This is a genomic window from Chromobacterium indicum (assembly GCF_039708975.1).
GTDB lineage: Bacteria > Pseudomonadota > Gammaproteobacteria > Burkholderiales > Chromobacteriaceae > Chromobacterium > Chromobacterium piscinae.
The window spans coordinates 13292-33421 of record NZ_JAYFSJ010000020.1; the positions used below are offsets into that span (position 1 = coordinate 13292).

General features: G+C 65.1%; 22 protein-coding genes. 7 read left to right on the forward strand and 15 right to left on the reverse strand.

The window, feature by feature from the left end; translation table 11 throughout:
- Positions 1-8: 8 nt before the first annotated feature.
- Positions 9-1541 carry a histidine ammonia-lyase gene (hutH, locus tag VA599_RS21440; protein ID WP_346790541.1) on the forward strand — a complete coding sequence of 511 codons (1533 nt, stop codon included), beginning with the start codon at positions 9-11 and terminating at the stop codon, positions 1539-1541.
- 109 nt (positions 1542-1650) lie between these two features.
- Here hutH and VA599_RS21445 read toward each other — a convergent pair whose 3' ends face one another.
- Positions 1651-2508 (reverse strand): formylglycine-generating enzyme family protein, encoded by an 858-nt coding sequence (locus VA599_RS21445; RefSeq protein WP_081665748.1) that lies wholly within the window; start codon positions 2506-2508, stop codon positions 1651-1653.
- A gap of 241 nt (positions 2509-2749) precedes the next feature.
- Here VA599_RS21445 and VA599_RS21450 point away from each other — a divergent pair, with 241 nt between their 5' ends.
- The 3 genes from VA599_RS21450 to VA599_RS21460 all read left to right on the forward strand — a co-directional run bounded on the left by VA599_RS21450 (position 2750) and on the right by VA599_RS21460 (position 4550).
- Positions 2750-3199, forward strand: coding sequence for a hypothetical protein (locus tag VA599_RS21450; RefSeq protein WP_152526798.1), 450 nt, complete (start codon positions 2750-2752; stop codon positions 3197-3199).
- Positions 3200-3319: 120 nt separating this feature from the next.
- Positions 3320-3832: an REP-associated tyrosine transposase gene (locus VA599_RS21455; protein WP_031295403.1), complete on the forward strand. Its 513-nt coding sequence runs from the start codon at positions 3320-3322 to the stop codon at positions 3830-3832.
- A 172-nt stretch (positions 3833-4004) separates the two neighbouring features.
- The gene (locus VA599_RS21460; protein WP_021475208.1) at positions 4005-4550 is read left to right on the forward strand and encodes a GNAT family N-acetyltransferase; all 546 of its coding nucleotides are present in this window, start codon (positions 4005-4007) and stop codon (positions 4548-4550) included.
- 158 nt (positions 4551-4708) lie between these two features.
- Here VA599_RS21460 and VA599_RS21465 read toward each other — a convergent pair whose 3' ends face one another.
- Both VA599_RS21465 and VA599_RS21470 read right to left on the reverse strand, forming a co-directional pair.
- Positions 4709-5902, reverse strand: a complete 1194-nt coding sequence (locus tag VA599_RS21465) for an amino acid aminotransferase (protein ID WP_346790544.1) — start codon at positions 5900-5902, stop codon at positions 4709-4711.
- Between the two features lie 58 nt (positions 5903-5960).
- A complete protein-coding gene (locus VA599_RS21470) occupies positions 5961-6269 on the reverse strand; it encodes a superinfection immunity protein (RefSeq protein WP_346790545.1) in 309 nt (102 codons plus the stop codon).
- A gap of 175 nt (positions 6270-6444) precedes the next feature.
- Between VA599_RS21470 and VA599_RS21475 the strand changes: the two genes are divergently transcribed.
- Genes VA599_RS21475 through VA599_RS21485 form a run of 3 tightly spaced genes read left to right on the forward strand, consistent with a single transcriptional unit; the run spans position 6445 to position 8412 of the window.
- Positions 6445-6906, forward strand: coding sequence for a GNAT family N-acetyltransferase (locus VA599_RS21475; protein ID WP_346790546.1), 462 nt, complete (start codon positions 6445-6447; stop codon positions 6904-6906).
- Positions 6881-7522, forward strand: a complete 642-nt coding sequence (locus VA599_RS21480; RefSeq protein ID WP_346790547.1) for an alanyl-tRNA editing protein — start codon at positions 6881-6883, stop codon at positions 7520-7522. Before VA599_RS21475 ends, VA599_RS21480 begins: the two co-directional genes overlap by 26 nt.
- A gap of 2 nt (positions 7523-7524) precedes the next feature.
- Entirely contained in the window at positions 7525-8412 is an 888-nt protein-coding gene (locus VA599_RS21485; protein ID WP_346790548.1) for a DMT family transporter, read from the forward strand.
- 63 nt (positions 8413-8475) lie between these two features.
- Here VA599_RS21485 and VA599_RS21490 read toward each other — a convergent pair whose 3' ends face one another.
- From VA599_RS21490 to VA599_RS21545, 12 genes are all read right to left on the reverse strand, one after another.
- Positions 8476-9786, reverse strand: a complete 1311-nt coding sequence (locus tag VA599_RS21490; RefSeq protein ID WP_346790549.1) for a tail fiber protein — start codon at positions 9784-9786, stop codon at positions 8476-8478.
- Positions 9787-10075: 289 nt separating this feature from the next.
- Positions 10076-10480: a hypothetical protein gene (locus VA599_RS21495; protein ID WP_346790551.1), complete on the reverse strand. Its 405-nt coding sequence runs from the start codon at positions 10478-10480 to the stop codon at positions 10076-10078.
- Positions 10481-10488: 8 nt separating this feature from the next.
- A complete protein-coding gene (locus tag VA599_RS21500; protein ID WP_346790553.1) occupies positions 10489-12009 on the reverse strand; it encodes a glycine-rich domain-containing protein in 1521 nt (506 codons plus the stop codon).
- A 183-nt stretch (positions 12010-12192) separates the two neighbouring features.
- Positions 12193-12768, reverse strand: coding sequence for a tail fiber assembly protein (locus VA599_RS21505; RefSeq protein ID WP_346790555.1), 576 nt, complete (start codon positions 12766-12768; stop codon positions 12193-12195).
- A gap of 10 nt (positions 12769-12778) precedes the next feature.
- A complete protein-coding gene (locus VA599_RS21510) occupies positions 12779-14554 on the reverse strand; it encodes a tail fiber protein (protein WP_346790556.1) in 1776 nt (591 codons plus the stop codon).
- A 106-nt stretch (positions 14555-14660) separates the two neighbouring features.
- Positions 14661-15239 carry a YmfQ family protein gene (locus VA599_RS21515; protein ID WP_346790557.1) on the reverse strand — a complete coding sequence of 193 codons (579 nt, stop codon included), beginning with the start codon at positions 15237-15239 and terminating at the stop codon, positions 14661-14663.
- Entirely contained in the window at positions 15236-16324 is a 1089-nt protein-coding gene (locus tag VA599_RS21520; protein WP_346790559.1) for a baseplate J/gp47 family protein, read from the reverse strand. Before VA599_RS21520 ends, VA599_RS21515 begins: the two co-directional genes overlap by 4 nt.
- On the reverse strand, positions 16324-16674 hold the full coding sequence (locus VA599_RS21525) for a phage GP46 family protein (protein ID WP_031295414.1): 351 nt from the start codon (positions 16672-16674) through the stop codon (positions 16324-16326). The genes VA599_RS21520 and VA599_RS21525 overlap by 1 nt, the downstream gene beginning before the upstream one ends.
- An 80-nt stretch (positions 16675-16754) precedes the next feature.
- Complete coding sequence (locus VA599_RS21530) at positions 16755-17384, reverse strand: phage baseplate assembly protein V (RefSeq protein ID WP_346790561.1); 630 nt, start codon at positions 17382-17384, stop codon at positions 16755-16757.
- A gap of 10 nt (positions 17385-17394) precedes the next feature.
- The gene (locus VA599_RS21535) at positions 17395-18441 is read right to left on the reverse strand and encodes a phage baseplate assembly protein (RefSeq protein WP_346790563.1); all 1047 of its coding nucleotides are present in this window, start codon (positions 18439-18441) and stop codon (positions 17395-17397) included.
- A complete protein-coding gene (locus tag VA599_RS21540) occupies positions 18425-19729 on the reverse strand; it encodes a DNA circularization protein (RefSeq protein ID WP_346790564.1) in 1305 nt (434 codons plus the stop codon). Before VA599_RS21540 ends, VA599_RS21535 begins: the two co-directional genes overlap by 17 nt.
- Positions 19729-20130, reverse strand: a 402-nt coding sequence (locus tag VA599_RS21545) for a hypothetical protein (RefSeq protein ID WP_429838947.1), incomplete at its 5' end; no start/stop codon positions are given. The genes VA599_RS21545 and VA599_RS21540, both read right to left, overlap by 1 nt.

Below are 20130 nucleotides of genomic sequence, written 5' to 3' on the forward strand. Positions count from 1 at the left end.
CAGAAGCCATGAGCATCCTCAACATCGTACCGGGCCGGCTGACGCTGGCCGACCTGCGCCGCGTTTCACGTGAAACCGGCCTGCAACTGCAGCTGGACCCGTCCAGCCACGCCGCCATCGACGCTTCTGCCGCGACAGTGGCGCGCGTGTTGTCCGAGGGCCGCACCGTTTATGGCATCAACACCGGCTTCGGCCTGTTGGCCAGCACCAAGATCGCCACCGACGAGCTGGAGCTGCTGCAACGCTCCATCGTGCTGTCGCACGCCGCCGGCATCGGCGCGCCGATGGAAGACAGCAGCGTGCGCCTGGTGATGGCGCTGAAGATCAACTCGCTGGCGCGCGGCTTCTCCGGCATCCGCCGCGAAGTGATCGACGCGCTGGTGACGCTGTTCAACCGCCAGATCTACCCGGTGATTCCGCAGAAGGGCTCGGTCGGCGCGTCCGGCGACCTGGCGCCGCTGTCGCATATGAGCGCGGTGCTGATCGGCGAGGGCGAGGCCTTCGTCGACGGCGTGCGCGTGCCGGGCTCGGTGGCGATGCGCTCCGCCGGCCTGGAGCCGATCACGCTGGCGCCGAAGGAAGGCCTGGCTCTGCTGAATGGCACCCAGGCCTCCACCGCCTTCGCGCTGGAAGGCCTGTTCGCCGCCGAAGACCTGTACGTGTCCGCCACCGTGGCCGGCAGCCTGTCGGTGGAGGCCGCGCTGGGCAGCCGCACCCCGTTCGACGCCCGCATCCACGAAGTGCGCGGCCACCAGGGCCAGATCGACGCCGCCCGCCTGTACCGCGAGCTGCTGGCGCACAGCCAGATCGAGCAGTCGCATGAAAACTGCGGCAAGGTGCAGGACCCGTACAGCCTGCGCTGCCAGCCGCAGGTGATGGGCGCCTGCCTGACCCAGATTCGCAACGCCGCCGAGGTGCTGCACGTCGAGGCCAACGCGGTGTCCGACAACCCGCTGGTGTTCGCCGGCGACAACGACATCCTGTCCGGTGGTAACTTCCATGCCGAGCCGGTGGCCTTCGCCGCCGACAATCTGGCGCTGGCGATTGCCGAAATCGGCTCGCTGTCCGAACGCCGGATGGCGCTGTTGATCGACAGCAATCTGTCCAAGCTGCCGCCCTTCCTGGTCAACAACGGCGGCGTCAATTCCGGCTTCATGATCGCCCAGGTGACCTCGGCCGCGCTGGCCAGCGAGAACAAGTCGCTGGCGCACCCGGCTTCGGTGGACAGCCTGCCCACCAGCGCCAACCAGGAAGACCATGTGTCGATGGCTACCTTTGCCGGCCGCCGCCTGCGCGACATGTCCGGCAACACCGCCGGCATTCTAGGTGTTGAGCTGCTGGCGGCCTGCCAGGGCATAGACTTCCGCGCGCCGCACAAGTCCAGCGACAAGCTGGAGGCGGCCAAGGGCATGCTGCGCGAGCTGGTGCCGTTCTACGACAAGGACCGCTATTTCGCGCCGGACATCGAGAAGGCGGCCACGCTGGTGGCCAGCGGCCGTTTCAATGGCCTGGTGGATGGCGAGGTATTGCCGTCGCTGTAACGTGGATGGGTAGGGTGCGTCACCCGAAAGGGCGACGCACCGTCAAATGTAAGTCGCGAGGGTAGGCCGGATGGCTTGCCCTTTTGTCTGCATGGCGAGTGCCGGATGCTCAGCGTGCGACGCGGAAACCTATGTAATTGGCGCGGAAGTCCGGATATATCCAGTTGTAGGTATCGATACCCACCGACTTGACGTCATACGACCAAGCGCCGCCCCGATATAGGTAAGCCATGCAGGTCTGGTTGTCCTCGCCCCGTTTGGAGCGGATGGGCACGCAGGTGGACACCCATTCGCTGACATTGCCGACCATGTCGTACAGGCCGAAGTGGTTGGGCGCGAACGACGCGACCGGCGCGGTCTTTTTGCCATCCCAGCGGCTGCCGCAGCCATCGCAGTTGGCGCGGCTTTTCCCCAGCTTGGCGCCCCAGGCAAAACGGGTAGCGGACCCGCCCGCCGCCGCGTATTCCCATTCCTCCGATGTCGGCAGGCGATAGCGCTGCCCGGTTTTCTGGCTGAGCCAGTCGACGTAGCGCTGCGCGTCTTTCCAACTGACGTGGATCACTGGACGATCACCCCGTCCCCAGCCCTCGTCATACGGGTAGTTGCATGGGCCGTCGGCTTGGCAGGGAGGTTGATTCGGCCGGGTTTGGTATGCCCAGCCGGTGTCGGGCTCTTGGCAACCGCCATCTTCGACGCAGGCATCCCATTGCGTGAAGGTGACGGCGGTAGCCGATAGTTGGAACGGCGCGATCTGCAGGGTTTGCCGCAGGTATTTTTCCGGATCGCAGACACGTCCTTCTTTCCATCCCGGGCAGGCGTCGGTTTGCCATTCTCCCGCGGGGATGTCGACCATCCGGGGTAACGCCTCCGCCATGACCGGGGAGCTGAGTCCGGCGAGGGCGAGCAGGCTGGCGAGTTGGTTATGGAGGCTTGGCTTGGTTTGGGCCGAGGGGGGATGTGGCTTCATTGCGGCTTGCGTGAATGGAGTGCGCCCATTTTAGCCTGTGTCATGATTGGGAAAATATTGGCCTTGTACTGTGGCTGATGCTTATGTGCGCTGCTGCGCGGCAAATGGCACTGATGCCGGTTCTGTCTTGGGCAGGTTCCGGTATTTTGAAGCTTGCTTGAGTTGCAAACAATGAGTCATGGTCATGCAAGACAAACCATTGATTGCGAGCCAACCAATCGTAATGTTTCGGGGAGAAGCCATGGCAGACCGGCTGAAGCAGTTCTTGATATGGATGTTTCTGATCAATGCCGTCTCGATATTGATATTGTCATTCTGGATGGAGGGATGGGGTGGCGCATGCCTCAGGCAATGGGGAACGCCGGCTGCGCTGGTGTATGCCGCCGCGGTCTTGGCGCCGTTGAACATGATCGCCGCGGTTTCGTTTTTTACCTGCCTAAATATCTGGAACTCGATTTCTGCCGAAAAGATAGGACTGCCGCACCTACTTGCGTCAGGCGTCTGTACTGCTATCGCGGCGGCTCCGCTGATTGCTGGGGCGCGGAATTGCTCGCCAGGCATGGTTTCCAAGGGAGCGTTGTACTTGTATGTCCCGCTGTTGCTCAATGAGCAGGCCTTCTTGATCTGCTTTATCGCTTTTTTGGTCGCGATTGGCGCGCTTGTAAAAAAGCAGGACGAGTTGGACGGCTAACCTTGTGAACACTTGATAGGCAACGTTTTCTACCGTGAGCATGCAGTTTGCCCCGGCTTTCGGCCGGTCCCCCGATCTCACCATTTCCGTTACGCTGGTTCCTTTTGCCAGGGGCCTGCGATGTCCCCTCTCCCTCCCGGAGTCGCGGCGGGCGCGTGTTTCTTCTTTACCGTGGCCACCACGCGCCAGCATGCGGTGCTTACCGACGAGATGGTCCGTATCGCGCTGCGGCGGGCCATCGTCGCCGTGCGCGCGGCGCGGCCGTTCCGGATCGAGGGCTGGGTGCTGTTGCCGGACCGGATGCACGCGATCTGGACGCTGCCGGCCGGCGACGCCGACCACGGTTCGCGCTGGCGCGAGATCAAGCGCCGGGTGACTCGGCTGGTGGGCGCCCATTATTTGCGCGCCGACGGACGTCCGCCCCGCGAGCGGGACGCGCTTTGGCAAGCGCGCTATGAACAGCGGCGGGTGGCCGGGGTGGAAGAGCTGTCCCGCCATCTGGATTTCCTGCATTACAGCCCGGTCCGGCACGGTTGGACCCAGCGGGTGCGGGATTGGCCGTACTCGTCTTTCCACCGTCACGTGTCCGGCGGGCGGTATCCGCCGGACTGGATGGAAGGGCAGGTGGACTGAACCCTGCCGGCGCGGCGGAGTCTCAGCCGCTGGTGCCCCTGGCCCTCTTTCGAGAGGCCGGCCAGACTCCCGATGCCGCATCGCTCCTGTCGCATGGCGCTTGCCTGCGTCAGCGAACCGGCATCGGAGGTTTGCGTCAGCCGCTCTTGTTTTTCGACGATAGGAGCCCGCCATGACCGATATGTCCACGCTCAGCTTCACGGTTGTGCCCAACCGCGATCTGACTACGCAGCAGCGCGACCACATCCTGAACCTGTGTTCTCAGGCTTACGAGGAGGATTTCTCGCCGTATATGGAGCTATTGGGCGACGCCACGCATCTGATGGTCAGCGACGAGGGAGAGCTGGTCAGCCATGCCGCCTGGCTGCCGCGCGAATTGCGCGCTGAAGGCTTGCCGCCGCTTCGTTCCGCCTATGTGGAGGCGATGGCCACCTTGCCGGACCGGCAGGGCAAGGGCTATGGCTGCGCGGTGTTGTCCACCATTCCGGCCTTGATCGGCGATGACTACGACATCGCCGCGCTGTCGCCGTCCGAGGCGGATTTCTACGCCCGCCGCGGCTGGGAGCTGTGGTTGGGGCCCTTGGCCTACCAGCACCGGGAAGGCCTGGTGGAGACGCCTGAAGAGGAAGTGATGATCTATCGCTTGTTCCATACGCCGTCGGCGCTGGACATCAGCGCGTCGCTGGAAACCGACTGGCGACCCGGCGAGGTGTGGTAAGCGGTTGATTCGGCGTACAACCGGCCTTGCGGGGCCGGTTTTTTTATCGCCGCAGACGCCGCTTCCGGCCAGAACCGGGTTCTGGCCACCGCGTGCCGCAATGAAAAACGGCGGGCGCCGCATCGCGACGAGCCCGCCGTGGCAGGAAAGGCTTGGCCTTACTGAACCTGAGCGAAGGCCTGGGCCACGTAGGGCGCGTTGGCGGCATTGAGGCCGGCCACGCACATGCGGCCGCTGCCCACCAGATAGACGGCGAACTGCTCGCGCAGTTTGTCCACTTGGGCCTGGCTGAAGCCGGTGTAGCTGAACATGCCGCGCTGGTTCACCAGGTAGCCGAAATCGCGCTCGGGCAGCGCTTCCTTCAGCACCCGCACCAGCACGCCGCGCATCGCCTGGATGCGTTCGCGCATCTCGTTCACCTCAGATACCCACAGCGCCTTCAGCTCCGGATTGTTCAGCACCGTGGCGATCACCTTGGCGCCGTGCGTCGGCGGGCTGGAGTAATTGCGGCGCACGGTGGCCTTCAGCTGGCCGGACACCAGCGCCGCTTCGGCGGCGGTTTCGCACACCACGGACAGGCCGCCGCAGCGCTCGCCGTACAGCGAGAAAATCTTGGAGAAGGAATTGCTGACCAGGAAGGCGATGCCGGCGTCGGCCATCGCGCGGATGGCGTAGGCATCCTGCTCCAGACCGGCGCCGAAGCCCTGGTAGGCGATGTCCAGGAAGGGGACCAGCTGGCGGGTTTTGGCCACTTCCACCACCTGGTCCCACTGCGCGTCGGTGAGGTCGGCGCCGGTGGGGTTGTGGCAACACGGATGCAGCAGCACGATGCTCTTGGCCGGCAGCGTTTGCAGCTTGGCCAGCATCGCCGCGAAGTCGACGCCGCGGGTGGCCGGGTCGAAGTAGGGATAGCGGTCCACAACCAGGCCCGCACCTTCGAAGATGGCGACGTGGTTGTCCCAGGTCGGATCGCTGACCCAGACGCCGGACGCCGGGAAATAGCGCTTGAGGAAATCCGCGCCCACTTTCAGCGCGCCGGAACCGCCCAGCGTCTGCAGCGTGGCGATGCGGCCGTCTTTCACCGCCGGATGCTCGGCGCCGAACAGCAACGCCTGGATGGCGCTGCGGTAAGCCGGCATGCCGTCCATCGGCAGATAGGTGCACGGCGGCTGCGGCTGGGAGGCCAGCAGCGCCTCGGCCTGCTCCACCGCCTTCAGGCGCGGGATGCGGCCGGCTTCGTCGTAATACAGGCCGATGCTGAGGTTGACCTTGGTCTCGCGGGAATCTTTGCCGAAGGCTTCCACCAGCGACAGGATGGGATCGCCGGCGTAGGCGTCTACATGTTGGAACACAGTCTTCTCCTCTCGGTTTGCAGGCGCCCGCGCTGTAGTCCGGCGGGTCGCCTTGAAATCAGGCCAGGTCGTCGCGTTTCAGCGCCAGCGCCATCGCCGCGATCCACGGCACGATCAGCCAGCCGCCCAGCACATTGATCAGCGCCACCAGCTTCAGGCGCGGGCTTTTGACCAGGGTGGCGGTGACGGTGGGCAGCAGGTAGGCCCCGCCCATCACCAACGCGTCGCCCAGCCAGATGGCGATTTCGGTCAACAGCGGCATCTGGCCCCAGCTGCCGGCGCACCACAGCGCGATCACGGCCAGCAACAGGGCGAACAGCAAGTTTCTCAGCAAGGGCAGGGACATGGCGCGGCTTACCGTGGACAAACCCTTATCCTGCGAGTTTTTGCCGCGGCTGGCAACGGGGCGATGCGCGAGATGCTGGCGGAAAATGCCATAAATCTTCCCGCACCGGACATTTGCTTGCCGTTTATATGCCAAACGCTTGTTTGGCGGCGGGTATTTGTTTACGCTGGGACTTTCATCGGGGCGAGAAACGGCGATGGCGGTGGCGATAGACTGCGATCCGGCGCGGCTGGATCGGGAGCGGATTTACCAATATCTGTCGGGCGAATCGTATTGGGCGCGCGGCTTGCCGCGCGAGGTGTTCGAGCGCTCGCTGGCGCACTCGCTGTGCTTCGGCGCCTATGCCGACGACGGCCAACTGATAGGCTTCGCCCGAGCCATCACCGATCGCGCCACTTTCGCCTATCTGGCGGATGTGTTCGTGCTGGACGGCTGGCAGGGGCAGGGCATCGGCAAGCGGCTGGTGGCGGCGGCGATGGCGCATCCGGACCTGGCCGGCCTGCGCCGGATGATGCTGGCCACCGCCGACGCGCATGGCCTGTACGCGCAGTACGGCTTCACCGCGCTGAACCGGCCGGAGCGGATGATGGAGAGGCTGGATCAGGATGTGTATTTGAGACAGGCGGCGGGCGGTGACGCGCAAGCAGTTTTGGGATGACCCCTACCAGACTGAGCTGGCCACCCGTGTCAGCCGGGTGGATGGCGAGCGGGTGTGGCTGGAGGAAACCATCTTCTACGCCTTCTCCGGCGGGCAGGAGAGCGACAGCGGCCGCATCGCCGGCCATCCGGTGCGGCTGGCGGAGAAACAGGGGGCGGACATCGCTTATACGCTGGATGCCGGTCACGGTTTGCGCGCCGGCGACGCGGTGGCGGTGGAGATAGACTGGCCGCGCCGCTACCGGCTGATGCGGCTGCATTTCGCCGCCGAACTGGTGCTGGAAGTGATCTGCCAGCAGATGGAAGACGCGGAGAAGATCGGCGCCCACATCGCCGAGGACAAGGCGCGGATAGACTTCGCGCTGGATCTGCCGATCACGCCCTTGCTGGCCGAGATCGCCGCCGCCGCGCAGCGGCTGATCGACGACGACCAGCCCATCGTCAGCGCTTTTTCCGACCAAGCGGCCGGGCGGCGCTACTGGGAACTGCCCGGCTTCGCCCGGGTGCCCTGCGGCGGCACCCACCTCAAGCGCAGCGGCGAGGTGGGGCGGATCGCCCTCAAGCGCCGCAATATCGGCAAGGGCGAGGAACGGGTGGAAATCTATTTACTGGACTAATGATGCTGTATGACCTTGCCGCGGTCGGCGCCGCCGGCTGCTGGGCGCTGGGCGGCTTGCTCGGCGCCTCGCCTTCCCGCCATTTCGGCCCCTTCGCCTTCACCCGCCTGCGGCTGACCTTGCTGACCATCGTGCTGGGCGGCGTCAGCCTGCTGTCCGGCGGCTGGCATACCATCAGCGCGGCCAGCTTGTGGCCGGCGCTGTTGTCTGGGTTGACCGGCATTTTCCTCGGCGACACGGTGATGTTCGCGTCGATGAACCGGCTGGGGCCGCGCCGCACCGGCTTGTTGTTCGCCACCCATTCCGTGTTCTCGGTGCTGTTGGGCGTGCTGTTCCTGTCCGAGCGCTTGAGCGCGGGCGCGATGTTGGGCAGCGTGCTGGTGTTCGGCGGGGTGCTGCTGGCGGTGGCCTTCGGCCGGCGCGAGGTGGACGCCCACGCCTGGGAGCGCAACGACAAGCTGGCCGCCGGCGTCGCGCTGGGCCTCGCCGCCGCGCTGTGCCAGGCGCTGGGGACTTTCTTCGCCAAGCCGGCGATGGCGGCCGGGCTGGAGCCGGTGACCGCGTCGGCGCTGCGCATGGGCGTCAGCTGCGGCGCCCATTATCTGTTGTGGCTCAGCGGCTGGAAACTGGCGAAAAGCCGCGGCCCGTACACGCCGCGGATGCTGGGCCAGACCGCGCTGAACGGCCTGGTGGCGCTGGGCTTGGGCATGACCCTGATCATGCTGGCATTGCAGCATGCGAATGTTTCGACGGTGGGCATTCTGTCGGCGCTAAGCCCGGTGCTGATCCTGCCCATGCTGTGGGTGGTACTGAAACGCCCACCGCCTTCCTTGGCCTGGATAGGCGCGGCAGTCAGCTGCGCCGGCACCGCGCTGGTGGTGCTGCGTTGAACCGCTTCATGTGAAAACCGCGCTAGAGGCGCGGTTTCACGTGGAACGTCGAGGATGGTCACATCAGCATTTGATGCAGGCGAGCAGGGCGACATTGCGGGGGCGGAGAGAGCGAATAAGGCTGGAATCGGCGAGGCTACTGGTTGTCGTTGAATTGACGTAGTGAAGATTGACTGAATTGGTTTGCGCCGGCTCATATCCAAGTGCGGGCAGATTATTCGAAGACCAATCGATGGCGCCCACGGTCTGCAAGCCATCATTGTCGACCAGCAACTGGGTAGAAATCTGGCTGGAACCGATGGTTCGGCCGGTATCCACGCCTCGACCATTATCCCAGCCGCGGATGAACTCGCCGCAAAGGTTGGGCAATCCGAATGTCGTCGAGCCATCGCCATTTCCATAGAGGCCGCCAATCGCGGTGAACAGCGCCGGGTAGTCCTTGCGCGCAACAGCCCGCCCGTCGGCGACTAGCCAGCCGGCAGGCGCGTCTTTCATCGCGAAGTAGGCGACCATGCCAGCCGGTGCGGCGGCATTGACCTGGGTCGAAGTGGCGCCGTCGGCGATGCCGTAGCCAGCCAGCGTGGTGGCCTTGTCGGCCTTATTCGATAACTGCTTGGTAATCGAGGCCGCGTAGTTGGCATCGTTGCCCAGCGCCGCCGCCAGTTCCTGCAGCGTGTTCAGCGCGCCTGGCGCGCCGGCCACCAGATTGTTGACGGCAGTTTGCAGGTCGGTTTTGCTGGCGCCGTCGGTGATGCCGTAATCGGCCAGCGTGCTTTGCTGCCCGGTTTTCAGCAGCTTGACCCAAGGCTGCCAGTTGCCATCTTGCAGCCGTTGTTCGTAAGTGGCGCCGCCCCACATCCAGTAGACCTGGCTGCCCCATTTGTCGCTGAGGAAGTTGGTGAGCAGCATGCCGTTGCATTTGTCTGGTGCGCCGCTGACCTGGCCGGTGGCATCGACGTGATAGAGGCCGTTGGCGCGCACGGTTTGCAGCGAACCGCTGGTGATGTTTTTGGCGTAGCCGGACAGGCCGGCGGCATTCAGCGCCTGTTCGACGCGCAGCGGCGTCATCGCTTTGATGTTGTCCGTGCCGGCTTCCGCTTCGGCCTGGCTAGCGATGGCGATGCCGTAGCCGGCCAATGTGGTGGGCTTGCTGTTGCCGCCCCAGGCGATATTTTGAACTGCTTGCAGCAGCTGATCCTTGCGTGTCGAGTCAGGGGTCTGGCCGCTATTCTTGATCACGGTCAGCAGTTCCTGCGCGGCCGATTGCACGCCGTTCAGCCAGTCGGCTGCGACGATGGTGCCTAGCTCGCCGGTGGCGGGATTGCCGTCGTGAAACAGGCTATCGGGACTGTTGATGGGTTTAAGGTCTTGCATGGAAAACGCCTCCCGCTGGGTAAAGAAAAATCGGCCGCAGGGCCGATGACGGATGTCGTTGTTTGAGAATGACGGTGATTGTGCGGGAGAGCGGATGACGGAAGCAGTGGACGGATTTCAGTGGGCTCCGTCAGAGAAGGCCTGTGGTATGGCAGGGGAAAGGTAATGAAGCGCGGCGGTTTTCCGGCATCAAACGCTAACGTGTATGTTGTTGTTTGATGTCGTCAAGACGCCGGGCCATATCCGCCTAGCCCATGTGACGGGCCAGGCGATTACTTGTGGGGTCAAGCTATGTCCCGGCGGGATACTCCGGCCGAGCGGGAAGCGGTTCGGATGCATTGCCAGCGCCTGCGCTGATGATGTTGCGCAGAGCTTTGCGATAGCTTGCCCATGGAGACGGAACCGACACGCCGGCTTCATAGCAGCGCAGGATGGTTTTGTCTGAATCGGCAAGGGCCGACTGGGCTTGAAGTTGGTATATGGCCCAGGCTTGTTCCGCGGTCAGAGCCTTAGGTGCCGGCGGGGTGGGAGGCGTGAATGTCCCATTTTTGTAGGTCCAGCCAGGCCCGGCGTTATCCGAAGGAATGGCTTGGAGCCCGCTGGGGGGCTGCCAGCCATCACCTCCGTCCCACATCACCACATTGATCACGTTGCTGTTTTGATCGATCAGCATATAGCGCTGCGCGTTGTTCATGATTCCTCCTACCATTCAACGATGACTAAGCCGGATGCGCCGATCTGGCCATTGTAGTTATATGTGGCAGCTCGACCGCCGCCGCCGCCGCCGCCATACAAAACACTGGGTTGCGGTCCATGGCCGGCAAATGAGGGGGCGCTGAAGATATTGGAGCCGCCCGCGCCGCCGTCGGGCCGCGTATTCGGCAAATCGCTGCCGGGGCCGCCATAGCCGGCCAGAGATGTGCTGCCGGGAGCGCCTCCGTTCGAATGAGAGGGTTGGCAAGCGCCGCCGCCGCCGCCGCCAATGCTCAGGTTGCCGAAGGTGGTGGTGCCACCGGCCCCGCCTGTGCTGTTGGCATAGGTACCGCCGTTGCCGGAGCCGATTCCGCCGGCGCCGCCGGCGCCTATCGTCAGCGGGATGGTCTGTCCCGGGGTGACGGCGAGGGGAGTCTTGAAAAGAACGCCCCCAGCCCCGCCGCCGCCGGGGGTATAGGGCGCGCCAGAGATTGCCCCCGCGCCGCCGCCGCCGCCGCCGACCAGCGTCACGTATAACCGCGTCACGCTGGGCGGCACCGTGAATGCGCTGCTGGCGGTGAACTGCTGCATGCCCCTGAGGCCGCCGAACAGTTGGCTCATCTGAACCGCATGTTGGCCCTGAGTGGCGGGCGCGACATTGAATGCCTGGCTTGCGTCGCCGTTCTTGGCGGCGGCATCGGCGATGCCGTAGCCGGCCAGCGTGGTGGCCTTGCCTGCCTTGCCAGCCAACTGGTTGGTGATGGTGGCGGCGAAGTTGGGATCGCGACCCAGCGCAGCTGCTAGTTCTTGCAGCGTATTCAGCGCATCCGGCGCGCCGGCGACCAGATTGTTGACCGCAGTTTGGAGGTCGGTTTTGCTGGCGCCGTCGGTGATGCCGTAATCGGCAAGGGTGCTTTGCTGCCCGGTTTTCAGCAGCTTTACCCAAGGTAGCCAGTTGCCGTTTTCCAGCCGCTGTTCATAAGTGGCGCCGCCCCACATCCAGTAGACCTGGCTGCCCCATTTGTCGCTGAGGAAGCTAGTCAACAGCATGCCGTTGCTTTTCTCCGGCGCGCCGCTGACTTGACCGAAAGCGTCGACGTGATAGATGCCGTTGGGACGCACGGTTTGCAGCGATCCGTTGGTGATATTTTTGGCGTAGCCGGACAGGCCGGCGGCGTTCAGCGCCTGCTCCACGCGCAGCGGCGTCATAGCCTTGACGTTGTCTGTGCCGGCTTCCGCTTCGGCCTGGCTGGCGATGGCGATGCCGTAGCCGGCCAATGTGGCGGGCTTGGCGTTGCCGCCCCAGGCGATGTTGCGCACCGCTTGCAGCAATTGGTCGTCGCGATTGGAGTCGGGGTCCTGCTTGCTGTCTTGCAGCAGCTTCAGCAATTCGCGCTGCGTGGATTGAACCGCCGATTGCACGCCGTTCAGCCACTCGGAAGTGACCACGGTGCCGAGCGCGCCGGTGTAAGGGTTGCCATCCTGGAACTGGCCGTCCGAGCTGTTGATGGGTTTAAGCTGGTTTTGCATGTGGGGCGCCTCCCGCGGGTAAAGAGAAATCGGCCGCCGGGGCCGATGACAGATGTCGCTGATTCGGAATGACGGTGATTGTGCGGGAAGCGGAGGCGGTGGCTCAGTGGACGGATGTCAGTGCGGCAAGCGCGAAAAACGGCAGGGTGGGGCTGCCGTTTCCAGGTGTCGCGAGCTAGGTTTTTAAGCAGGCTGCTTGGGCCAGTCGCCCTCCACCAGCCGCGGCCACATCGCAAGGTCCGGCAGGCGGGACAGATCCACACAGTAGCGTTTCCAGGCGGCCAGCTTTTGCAGCTCGTCGGCGGTGGCGATGCCGATGGACTCGGCATCTTCCAGCGGCCGGCGGGCGGCGTAGGCGTCGGCCAGGCGCTGCTTCAGCTCGGAGTCGGTTTTTTGCGCCAGCGCGGCGGCTTGGGCGGTTTTGTTGATTGCCCAGTTCTTGCCGTCCCAGACCGGGAAGTCGCAGGGCTGAAGCAGCGTGGCGCGCAGGCTGTCGGGCGTATCTCCCAGGCGAGCCTGGACGGATTGCGCAGTCTCGATGCTCCACAGTTTGACGGCGCGCCAGTCCGGCGCCACGGTCCAGCCGCCGTCGTGGAAGACGGCAGTCTGGCGTTCGGCGGCGACCGGCGGCTGCAACTCGGTGCTGTGGGCGGGCAGCAGCCAGACGCCGGGTTCCAACGGAGAGGGTGTAGCTGCGATAGGACCTTGATACTCCCCTGTTTGCGGGTGGTAGTCGTAGACGGTTTTGTTGTCTTGCATGGCGGTTTCCTTAGTACTTGATGCAGGGGAGCAGGGCGATGTTGCGGGGGCGGGTCATGTACATCCAGTTTTGAGGATTGCCAGCGAAGACTTGGCTGATGGTTTGCTGGTTGAGCAGGGTCAGGTTATTGATAACCAGCCCGCTGGTGTAATCCTTCACTTCGGGCACAAAGTCATAGCCCGCGACATCGCGTACAGCCTTGTTGGTCATATTGTTGATGATGCCGCCCGCGTAGGTGTCTTGGTCGTCGTTATGAATGACCAGCGATCCTTTCTGCTTGGAGCCAAATACCCGGCCCTGATCCACGTTGGCATCCCAGCCGCGCACAAACTCTCCGCGCAGGTCGGGAAGGTTGAAGGTGCTGGTGCCATCGCCGGCGCCGTATGTGATGCCGATGGCGGCAAATAGAGAAGCGAACGTACTGCGGCTGATCGCTGCGCCATTAGCCGGAAGCCAACCATCGGGCGGGGTGGCCATCGCGAAGAAAGCGACCTGGCCGGTCAAGTGGCCGTCATGAATCAAGGTATGCCAAGGATTCCAACGGTTGGCGTCATCGTTTCGGGTACGGAAGCGCATCACGTAGCCGGTGGTGTAATCGGCGGTCAGTTGGCAGGGGTAATTGAGATTGCTGCTTGCCTCTCCCAGGCCGCCGAAAGCGATGTAGGGACCGTTGACCCCGCTGGAGGTGCCGTAGTTGAAGCCGGTCTCGCAAGCGGTGATGGCGTCGTCGAGGGAGGTTTTATCGTCAACGCTGATGCGATAGCGGCGTCTCTTGATGAAAGAGGCATCGTTGCCGGAGTGCCAGACGCGATATTCGCCGCCGGAAGCCTCCTTCAGCATCAGGGTATCGTTGCCATAGCCTTTATGAACCAGCGCCACCGCGCTGTTGCCGGGACGGTGCAGACCCAGCGATGGGAAGTCGGTGCCGGTGGAGCGCAGTTCCAGGGTGCCGTTGGTGTAGAGGCTGTTGTCGTAGTTATTGGGCGTGGTTTTGATGATCTGCGCGGTCTGAGCCGTGGATAGCGCCAGCGTGTTGATGCCGTAGCCAGCCAGCGAGCTGGACTTGTCGGCCTTGCCGGCGAGCTTGTTGGTGATGGTGGAGGCGAAGTTGTTGTCGTTGCCCAGCGCTGCCGCCAGTTCCTGCAGCGTGTTCAGCGCGCCCGGCGCGCCGCTGACCAGGCCGTCCACCGCCGCCTTCAGCTCGGCCTTGGTCGCGCCGTCGGTGATGCCGTAGCCGGCCAGCGTGGTGGCGGCGTCGGCCAGCTTCTGCCATTGGCTCCAGTTGCCGCGGTAGCGGCAACGGTACCAGCAACCGGCGTTGTTGTAGCACTGATACTGTTGGTAGACCATCTCGCCGTCGGCAAAGACAAACAGCAAGCCGGCGTACGGCGCCGGGTAGTTGGCGCCGTTGGCGGCGTAAGCGTTGGCGGGATTGTGATACAGGCCGTCGTCGGCGATGTTGTTCAAGTCGACCCTGTCGCCCAGTTGCGGCCGCAGGGTCAGGCCATCGGCGATGCCGTAGCCCGCCAGGGTAGTCGGCTTGGCATTGCCGCCCCAGGCCAGCTGTTTGATCGCCTGCACTAGCTGGTCCTGGCGCGCCGGATCGGCTTGCTGGCCGTTGTTGCTGTTGATCACTGACAGCACTTCCTGCTGGGTGGCCTGGAGAGCAGATTGCACGGTGTTCAGCCAGTCGGCGGAGACAACAGTGCCCAGCTCGCCAGTGGAGGGATTGCCATCGTGGAACTTCTGGTCCGGCGTGGGAACGGGCTTGATCGGGTCTTGCATGAGGCGCTCCTGGAAAAGGATGGGACGGGGACTCCGAGTGGGTTCGGCGTCGAGAGGAAGGGAAAGGCGGGGAGAAAACGCGCGTGGGCGCGCGTTTGGGGAGGCTTTACGGCTGGTAAGCGAAGCGGATGAGAGTATGGGCGGGTTTGAGGTCGTTGAACAATTCTTCCAGTCTGGGATCGCCGAAGGCGCACAACGGTTCGCCCGCCAGCGATTGCCCGGCGCGGAATTGGTAGGGTTGAATCTTGCTGCCGAACGCGGTGACCCGCCAGTGCCAGATGACGTCCTCAGGCCATAATCGATCGCCGACGCGGTTGACCCCGGCGCGGAACGGCTGTGGCTCTTCAATCTGGATCTTGTAGCCCATGCCGGCGGCGAGCCGGATGAAGTAGGGGATGGACAGGCCGCCGGTTTCGGCCAGCTTGGCCAGCACCGCTTGCCTACGTTGCTGGTAGGTGGCGTCGGACTGCGGCGTCAGGCCGCATACCCGCTCCCATTCTGGCAGCATCGCCTCGGCTTGCTGAGGGGTGACGGCGCCGACCAGCTGGCGGGCGGAGTTCTGCGTGCGGTCCAGCGCCGCGCCTTCGCTGGCCAGTTCGGCTTGCAGCCGCGGCCCGTTCGGGTTGTAGCTGACCGGTGGCAGCAGCCGGGTCAGCAAGTCTTGATAGGGTGGTTGCGGCGTCATTTCAGCAGCCCCACTGTCAGTTTGCCCAGCCGCAGCCATTCCACTTTGGTGGGATCAGAGATGGGATCGACGTTGTTGGCCGGCGAGTTGAGCTTGCGGTCCTGCACGCCGGGCAGGTCGGAGATCAGCGCCTCGATCCGGCTCTTGACCAGCCGTTCGCCCGGGGCGAGGCCGGCGAAGTAGGCCTGCAGCGTCTGCTGCAACAGCGGCGTGAACGCGTCCAGGCTCGCCCCGCCCAGGTTGAGCTCCACGTCGATGTCCACCGGGCGCGGCGTCGGCGCCAGCACCAGACAGCTCTTGGCGGTGACTGGACGCAGATCCTCGATATGAGCTTGTACATTGGCGAGGATTTCCTGCGACGGCAGGTCGCCATTGGCGGTGATCACCACGTCCACGGTGCCCAGGCCGCGGCGCAGCGGGTAGACGTAGGCGGCGGAGACGCCTTTCACTTCCATCGCCCAGCGGCGGTAGTCGTGCTTGTTGCCGCCGGTCGGCGGGCGGCGGATCAGCTCCAGCAGCCGGTCCAGCAGGGCCGCGTCATCTTCCACGTCCACACCGTTGCGCATGCTGAGCAGCAGCGCTTTGGGTTTGACGCCGGACGGCGCCTGCATCAGCTCCACCGGCAGATTGTCCGGCTGGTTGGCGGCGGCGCCGGCCTGGCTGGCGAAGATGGGCAGCTCGGCCTGCTTGTTGTCGTCTAGCCGGACCGAATACGGGCTGCCGTTGGGATTGGTGGCCGGGGTGGCGTACAGCTGCTCGCCCACGCGCAGCTGCAGGCTGCCGGTGACGACGACGCCGGCGTCGCCGCTGATCCTCAGCGTGCCGCTGGCCGCGGTGGCTGGCTTGCGCACGATGCCGCGCAGGAGGGCGTGTTGCTCCAGATATTCGCTGTCGGCGGTGTCGGGGAAGATCTGGCGGGCGATCCAGCTCTGGTGCTGGTACAGGCCCTCCACTGCGCTGGCCACCGAACTGGCGCGGACGAAGTAATCGCTGTCCGGCGCGATGTCGGCATCGGCGCGCAGGTTTTGCAGGTCTCGCAGCAGCGTGTCGCGGATGCTGGCGAAATCGGGAGTGGACAGGGGCATCAGGCTATCCTCACTTGGTGTTGGAAATGGCGGATGTGGCCGCCGGTTTCGGCGACTTCGATGTTCAGGAGCAGCCGGCCGGGGCCTTGCCGCTGCGACGACACCTGGACGCGGCTGGCGCGGCCATCCTGCAGCAGCGGCTGCAGTGCCTGCTCGGCGTATTGGCAGGCCAACAGGTCGATGCGGCTGCTGTCCTTGCTGCGGGACAGCTCATGCAGGCGCGAGCCCAGCGTCGGGTCGGCCCACCAGCCGCCCAGCGGGGTCATCAGACGGAGGTAGACGGCATTGGCGAGGGTGTCGGTGGAGCCGCCGGCGTAGTCGCCGGTGATAGGGTCCAATAGTGGGTCCATGGCGTTATTTTCCGGGTTTGGCGGTTGGAGGATCAGGGGACGGGGGTCAGTGGCCGCGCGCGGTGCGGCCTGGGGCCGGCTCAGCCTTTTGGCGGGCTGGTGACGCCGCCGGAGTCGCCATTGTGGATGTGGCCTTGCAGGCTGATGCCGCCGGCCTTCACATCGCCGCTGGCGCTGACGCTGCCGGTGACCTTGGCGCCGCCGCCGCCCTGGATGGCCAGGCCGCCGTTGCCGCTGATCTGGCCCTGGGCGATGAACTGCGCGCTGGTGTTCAGCGTGGGCGTGGCGAAGCTGGCCTGTTCGCTGGCGTTGACCTGCCAGGTTTTGCAGTCGAGCTGGAAGGTATCGCATTCCACGGCGATGATCCGGCCGCGTTTGAGCACGATCTTGCTGCCTTCGTCGCTGTACAGCGCCACTTCGCCCGGCTGCAGAGATTGCAGCCGATAGCTGCCGTGCTCGGTGGCGATCACCACGCTGTGGCTGGTGCGGCCGCCCAGCGGCAGCACCATGGCCATGCTGCCCGGCGGCGGGTTGGAGGTGTAGCCGTAGTGCTGGAACAGCTCGGCGTCCTGCAGCCGCTCGCCGGCCAGCGCGTCGGCCTGCGCGGCCTGCACGCCGCCGTCGCTGTCGACGTGGGTGAGCACCGCGCGGAAGCCCTGGCGCACATTGCTGAAGGCGCGGCGGATGCGTTGGTCTACTTCATGCCACATGTTTTTCTCCTTATTGCTTGCCGGCGCGCATCACCGGAATCCAGCACTTGTCTTCCTTCAACGTTAGCCGGGTGACGCTGCCCTGGCCGCGGCCGCCTTCGAAGGTGCGGGACATCAGGAAATAGGTGCCGTTGATGCCGTGCGGCTCGCTTTCCACCTCGATGCGCTGGCCCGGCGTCCACAGCGCGCCCTGGCTGTCGCGGTGGCCGGCCACGGTGGCGGTCAGCGTGTAGCCGGCCAGGCGGGCGTCGGCCAGCATCTTGTCGGCGCGGGCGGCCAGCTCGGCCGGGCTGGCGGCGTCCGGCTCCACCTGGATGCGCGGCTTGTGGTAGCAGACGTCGGAATCGAAGACGTGGTGCCGCATTGCGTGGCGGCCGGGCGTCAGCGACTGGCCGTGGCCCTGGCCCAGCAGTGTCAGTTCGGAATAGCGCTGCGCGTGGGAGCGCGTCTCCGCCAGGCTGAGCACGTTGTTGCCCTTGCCGTCGCGGCGCAGGATCAGCCGCGCGCTGGCCGGCCGGCTGTAATCCGGGCCGCCTACCACCAGGGTGCCGTCCGGGTCGAACCAGGCGGTCAGGCCGTTGGCCTGGGCGGCGCGGGTGAGCACGTCCCAGGCGCTGTTGCCGGGGTCGACGTTGATCTTCTCGATCTGTCCCTTGGCCTTGGCGTCGACGCGGATGCTGGCGACGCCCAGCGGCTTCACCACGTTGTCCAGCACGTCCTGCAGCGTCATGCCCTTGCCGGTGAACAGCGGTGCGCTGCAGTCGAGCAGCATGCCGGCCAGATCGCGGCCGGACAGCGCCAGCTGGTGGCTGCCGGACGCCACGCTGTGGCTGATGTCGTCGATGCGGCCCATCAGCACCGTTTCGTCGCCGACCAGCACCTTAACCATCGCGCCGGGTTCCACGTCGGGCGGGAAGACGCCGCCGGGCAGGCCCAGCGACACTTGCCAGGCGTCGGCGGCGACGACCAGGTCGGAATCGACCGAATAGTGGGTCCAGTCGCCATGCTGGCGGCCGCCTATCTGCAGGCTGACGGTGTGATTAGCTGGCGTAGCCATAGACCAGGGTCCCCGGAGTCAGATGGTTGGGTTGGGACAGCTGCGGATTTAGCCGCAGCAGCTCGGCGGCGCGCTCGCTGTCGCCGTACCACAGGTGGGCCAGCTGGCGCAGATTGCAGGCGGATTCCACCTTGCGCTTCAGCAGCGGAGGCTTGGCGGCGATCAGCGCGGCTGCGCCTTGCTGCACCTGCAGGCCCAGCTCGCGCAGGCCGTCCACCACCTTGTAGGCGTCCTCGGCCGGCAGCGCGGCGCGCCACTGGTCTATCGTGGTCTGCAGCGAGGCGCGCACGTCGCCGGCGATCTGCTCCAGCGCCGGCGGGGTCAGCGTCGGTTTCTGCGCTTCGCTGGCGAAGATGCCGCCGGCGGCGGAGGCGAGCTTGGTGGATACGTTCAGCTGCAGCAGCGCGTCGATGCGGCGCTGGTCGTCGCTCCACACCGACAGCGAGGCGCTGGCGGACACCGGCGAGATGCCCTGGCGCACCGCGTCCGGCAGGCCTTCCAGCCGGCGGCGCAGCGCCTTCCAGTCGGCCAGCGTGGCGGACGACATCTCGGCGGCGGTCTTCAGCGCCGGCAGCGGGCCGATTTCCGCTTTCAGATCGAAGCGCCAGTTGGCGGCCGCATCCACCAGTTGCTTGGCCTGGGCGACGAAGGCTTGCGGATAGGCGAGCAGATCGGTCACCTGGGCCACCGCCTGGTTGGCCATCGCGGCCAACTGACGGACGGTGGCGGTCAACTGCTGGCGCAGCGCGGCGACGCGGGCCAGCGCGCCCTTGGCGGTGGCCACCAGGCCCTGGGCCTTGGAAAAGGCCTCGCCGGCCATCTGGCGCAGCTTGTCCACCTGGGACGAGATGGCCTCCACCTGCGGCAGCGTCTTCTTGGCGGCGAAGAAGGGATTGCCCGGCGTGGCTTCCACCCAGTTGACTTCCACGGTGCAGGAGTCGGTGGCGTCGGCGTCGTGGCTGATCTGGTAATCCACCACCTGGGCCTGCGGCATGCTGCCGAACACCGGATGGACCAGCTCACCGGGGCCGGCGGCGTCCAGCGCGGCGACGAATTCGCGCAGCCGGTGCTGGTAGTCCTTGCCCCAGAACATCGCCGACAGCGACACCTTGCGCGCCTTGCGGCCCAGGTCCTCCACATCGGCCCCGTCCTTGTACGGGTATTCGTGCATCGCCTGGTCGCGCTGCGCGCTGTCCACGCTCTTCAGGCAATCGAAGCGCACGCCGCGGAAGCTGGCGTCCACCAGGGGGCCGGCGGACAGGCCGGCGAACACATTGAGGCTGAACATCAGCTCCTCCTTTGTTGTTGGCTGTTGGCGGTGTTGACGGCGGCGACGATGTTGCCGTTTTGCACGTCGACGGTGATTTGGATGGGTTTGGCCAGCGGGGCCAGCGCGGCATTCAACTGGCCGAGCAGAGCGGCAAGCTGGGCTAGCTGGGCATCCAAGTTGACGGGACCAGTTGGCTGGGCGGGCTTGGCTTGAGCGGGCTGCTTTTGGGCCGGCTTCGCCGCGGCTTGCTGTTTGGGCTGAGCGGGTTCTTTCTTTCCTGCAGCTTCGATCTTGGTCTGAGCTTGCTCAGTTTCTTTCTGCTTCACAGCTTCCGCGTCGACGTGTTGCTTGGCTTTCGCCTGCTCCGCTGCTTTCTGTTTCACAGCTTCCGTGTCGGCGTGCTGCTTGGCTTTCGCCTG

Coding starts and splice junctions, on each gene's coding strand:
- VA599_RS21450 (WP_152526798.1), top strand. CDS start 2,750: ATGGCAGACCGGCTGAAGCAGTTCTTGATATGGATGTTTCTGATCAAT.
- VA599_RS21525 (WP_031295414.1), bottom strand. CDS start 16,674: ATGGACCCACTATTGGACCCTATCACCGGCGACTACGCCGGCGGCTCC.
- VA599_RS21540 (WP_346790564.1), bottom strand. CDS start 19,729: ATGTTCAGCCTCAATGTGTTCGCCGGCCTGTCCGCCGGCCCCCTGGTG.
- VA599_RS21490 (WP_346790549.1), bottom strand. CDS start 9,786: ATGCAAGACCTTAAACCCATCAACAGTCCCGATAGCCTGTTTCACGAC.
- VA599_RS21455 (WP_031295403.1), top strand. CDS start 3,320: ATGTCCCCTCTCCCTCCCGGAGTCGCGGCGGGCGCGTGTTTCTTCTTT.
- VA599_RS21505 (WP_346790555.1), bottom strand. CDS start 12,768: ATGCAAGACAACAAAACCGTCTACGACTACCACCCGCAAACAGGGGAG.
- VA599_RS21515 (WP_346790557.1), bottom strand. CDS start 15,239: ATGACGCCGCAACCACCCTATCAAGACTTGCTGACCCGGCTGCTGCCA.
- VA599_RS21535 (WP_346790563.1), bottom strand. CDS start 18,441: ATGGCTACGCCAGCTAATCACACCGTCAGCCTGCAGATAGGCGGCCGC.
- hutH (WP_346790541.1), top strand. CDS start 9: ATGAGCATCCTCAACATCGTACCGGGCCGGCTGACGCTGGCCGACCTG.
- VA599_RS21485 (WP_346790548.1), top strand. CDS start 7,525: ATGCTGTATGACCTTGCCGCGGTCGGCGCCGCCGGCTGCTGGGCGCTG.
- VA599_RS21520 (WP_346790559.1), bottom strand. CDS start 16,324: ATGCCCCTGTCCACTCCCGATTTCGCCAGCATCCGCGACACGCTGCTG.
- VA599_RS21445 (WP_081665748.1), bottom strand. CDS start 2,508: ATGAAGCCACATCCCCCCTCGGCCCAAACCAAGCCAAGCCTCCATAAC.
- VA599_RS21495 (WP_346790551.1), bottom strand. CDS start 10,480: ATGAACAACGCGCAGCGCTATATGCTGATCGATCAAAACAGCAACGTG.
- VA599_RS21510 (WP_346790556.1), bottom strand. CDS start 14,554: ATGCAAGACCCGATCAAGCCCGTTCCCACGCCGGACCAGAAGTTCCAC.
- VA599_RS21500 (WP_346790553.1), bottom strand. CDS start 12,009: ATGCAAAACCAGCTTAAACCCATCAACAGCTCGGACGGCCAGTTCCAG.
- VA599_RS21475 (WP_346790546.1), top strand. CDS start 6,445: ATGGCGGTGGCGATAGACTGCGATCCGGCGCGGCTGGATCGGGAGCGG.
- VA599_RS21530 (WP_346790561.1), bottom strand. CDS start 17,384: ATGTGGCATGAAGTAGACCAACGCATCCGCCGCGCCTTCAGCAATGTG.
- VA599_RS21460 (WP_021475208.1), top strand. CDS start 4,005: ATGACCGATATGTCCACGCTCAGCTTCACGGTTGTGCCCAACCGCGAT.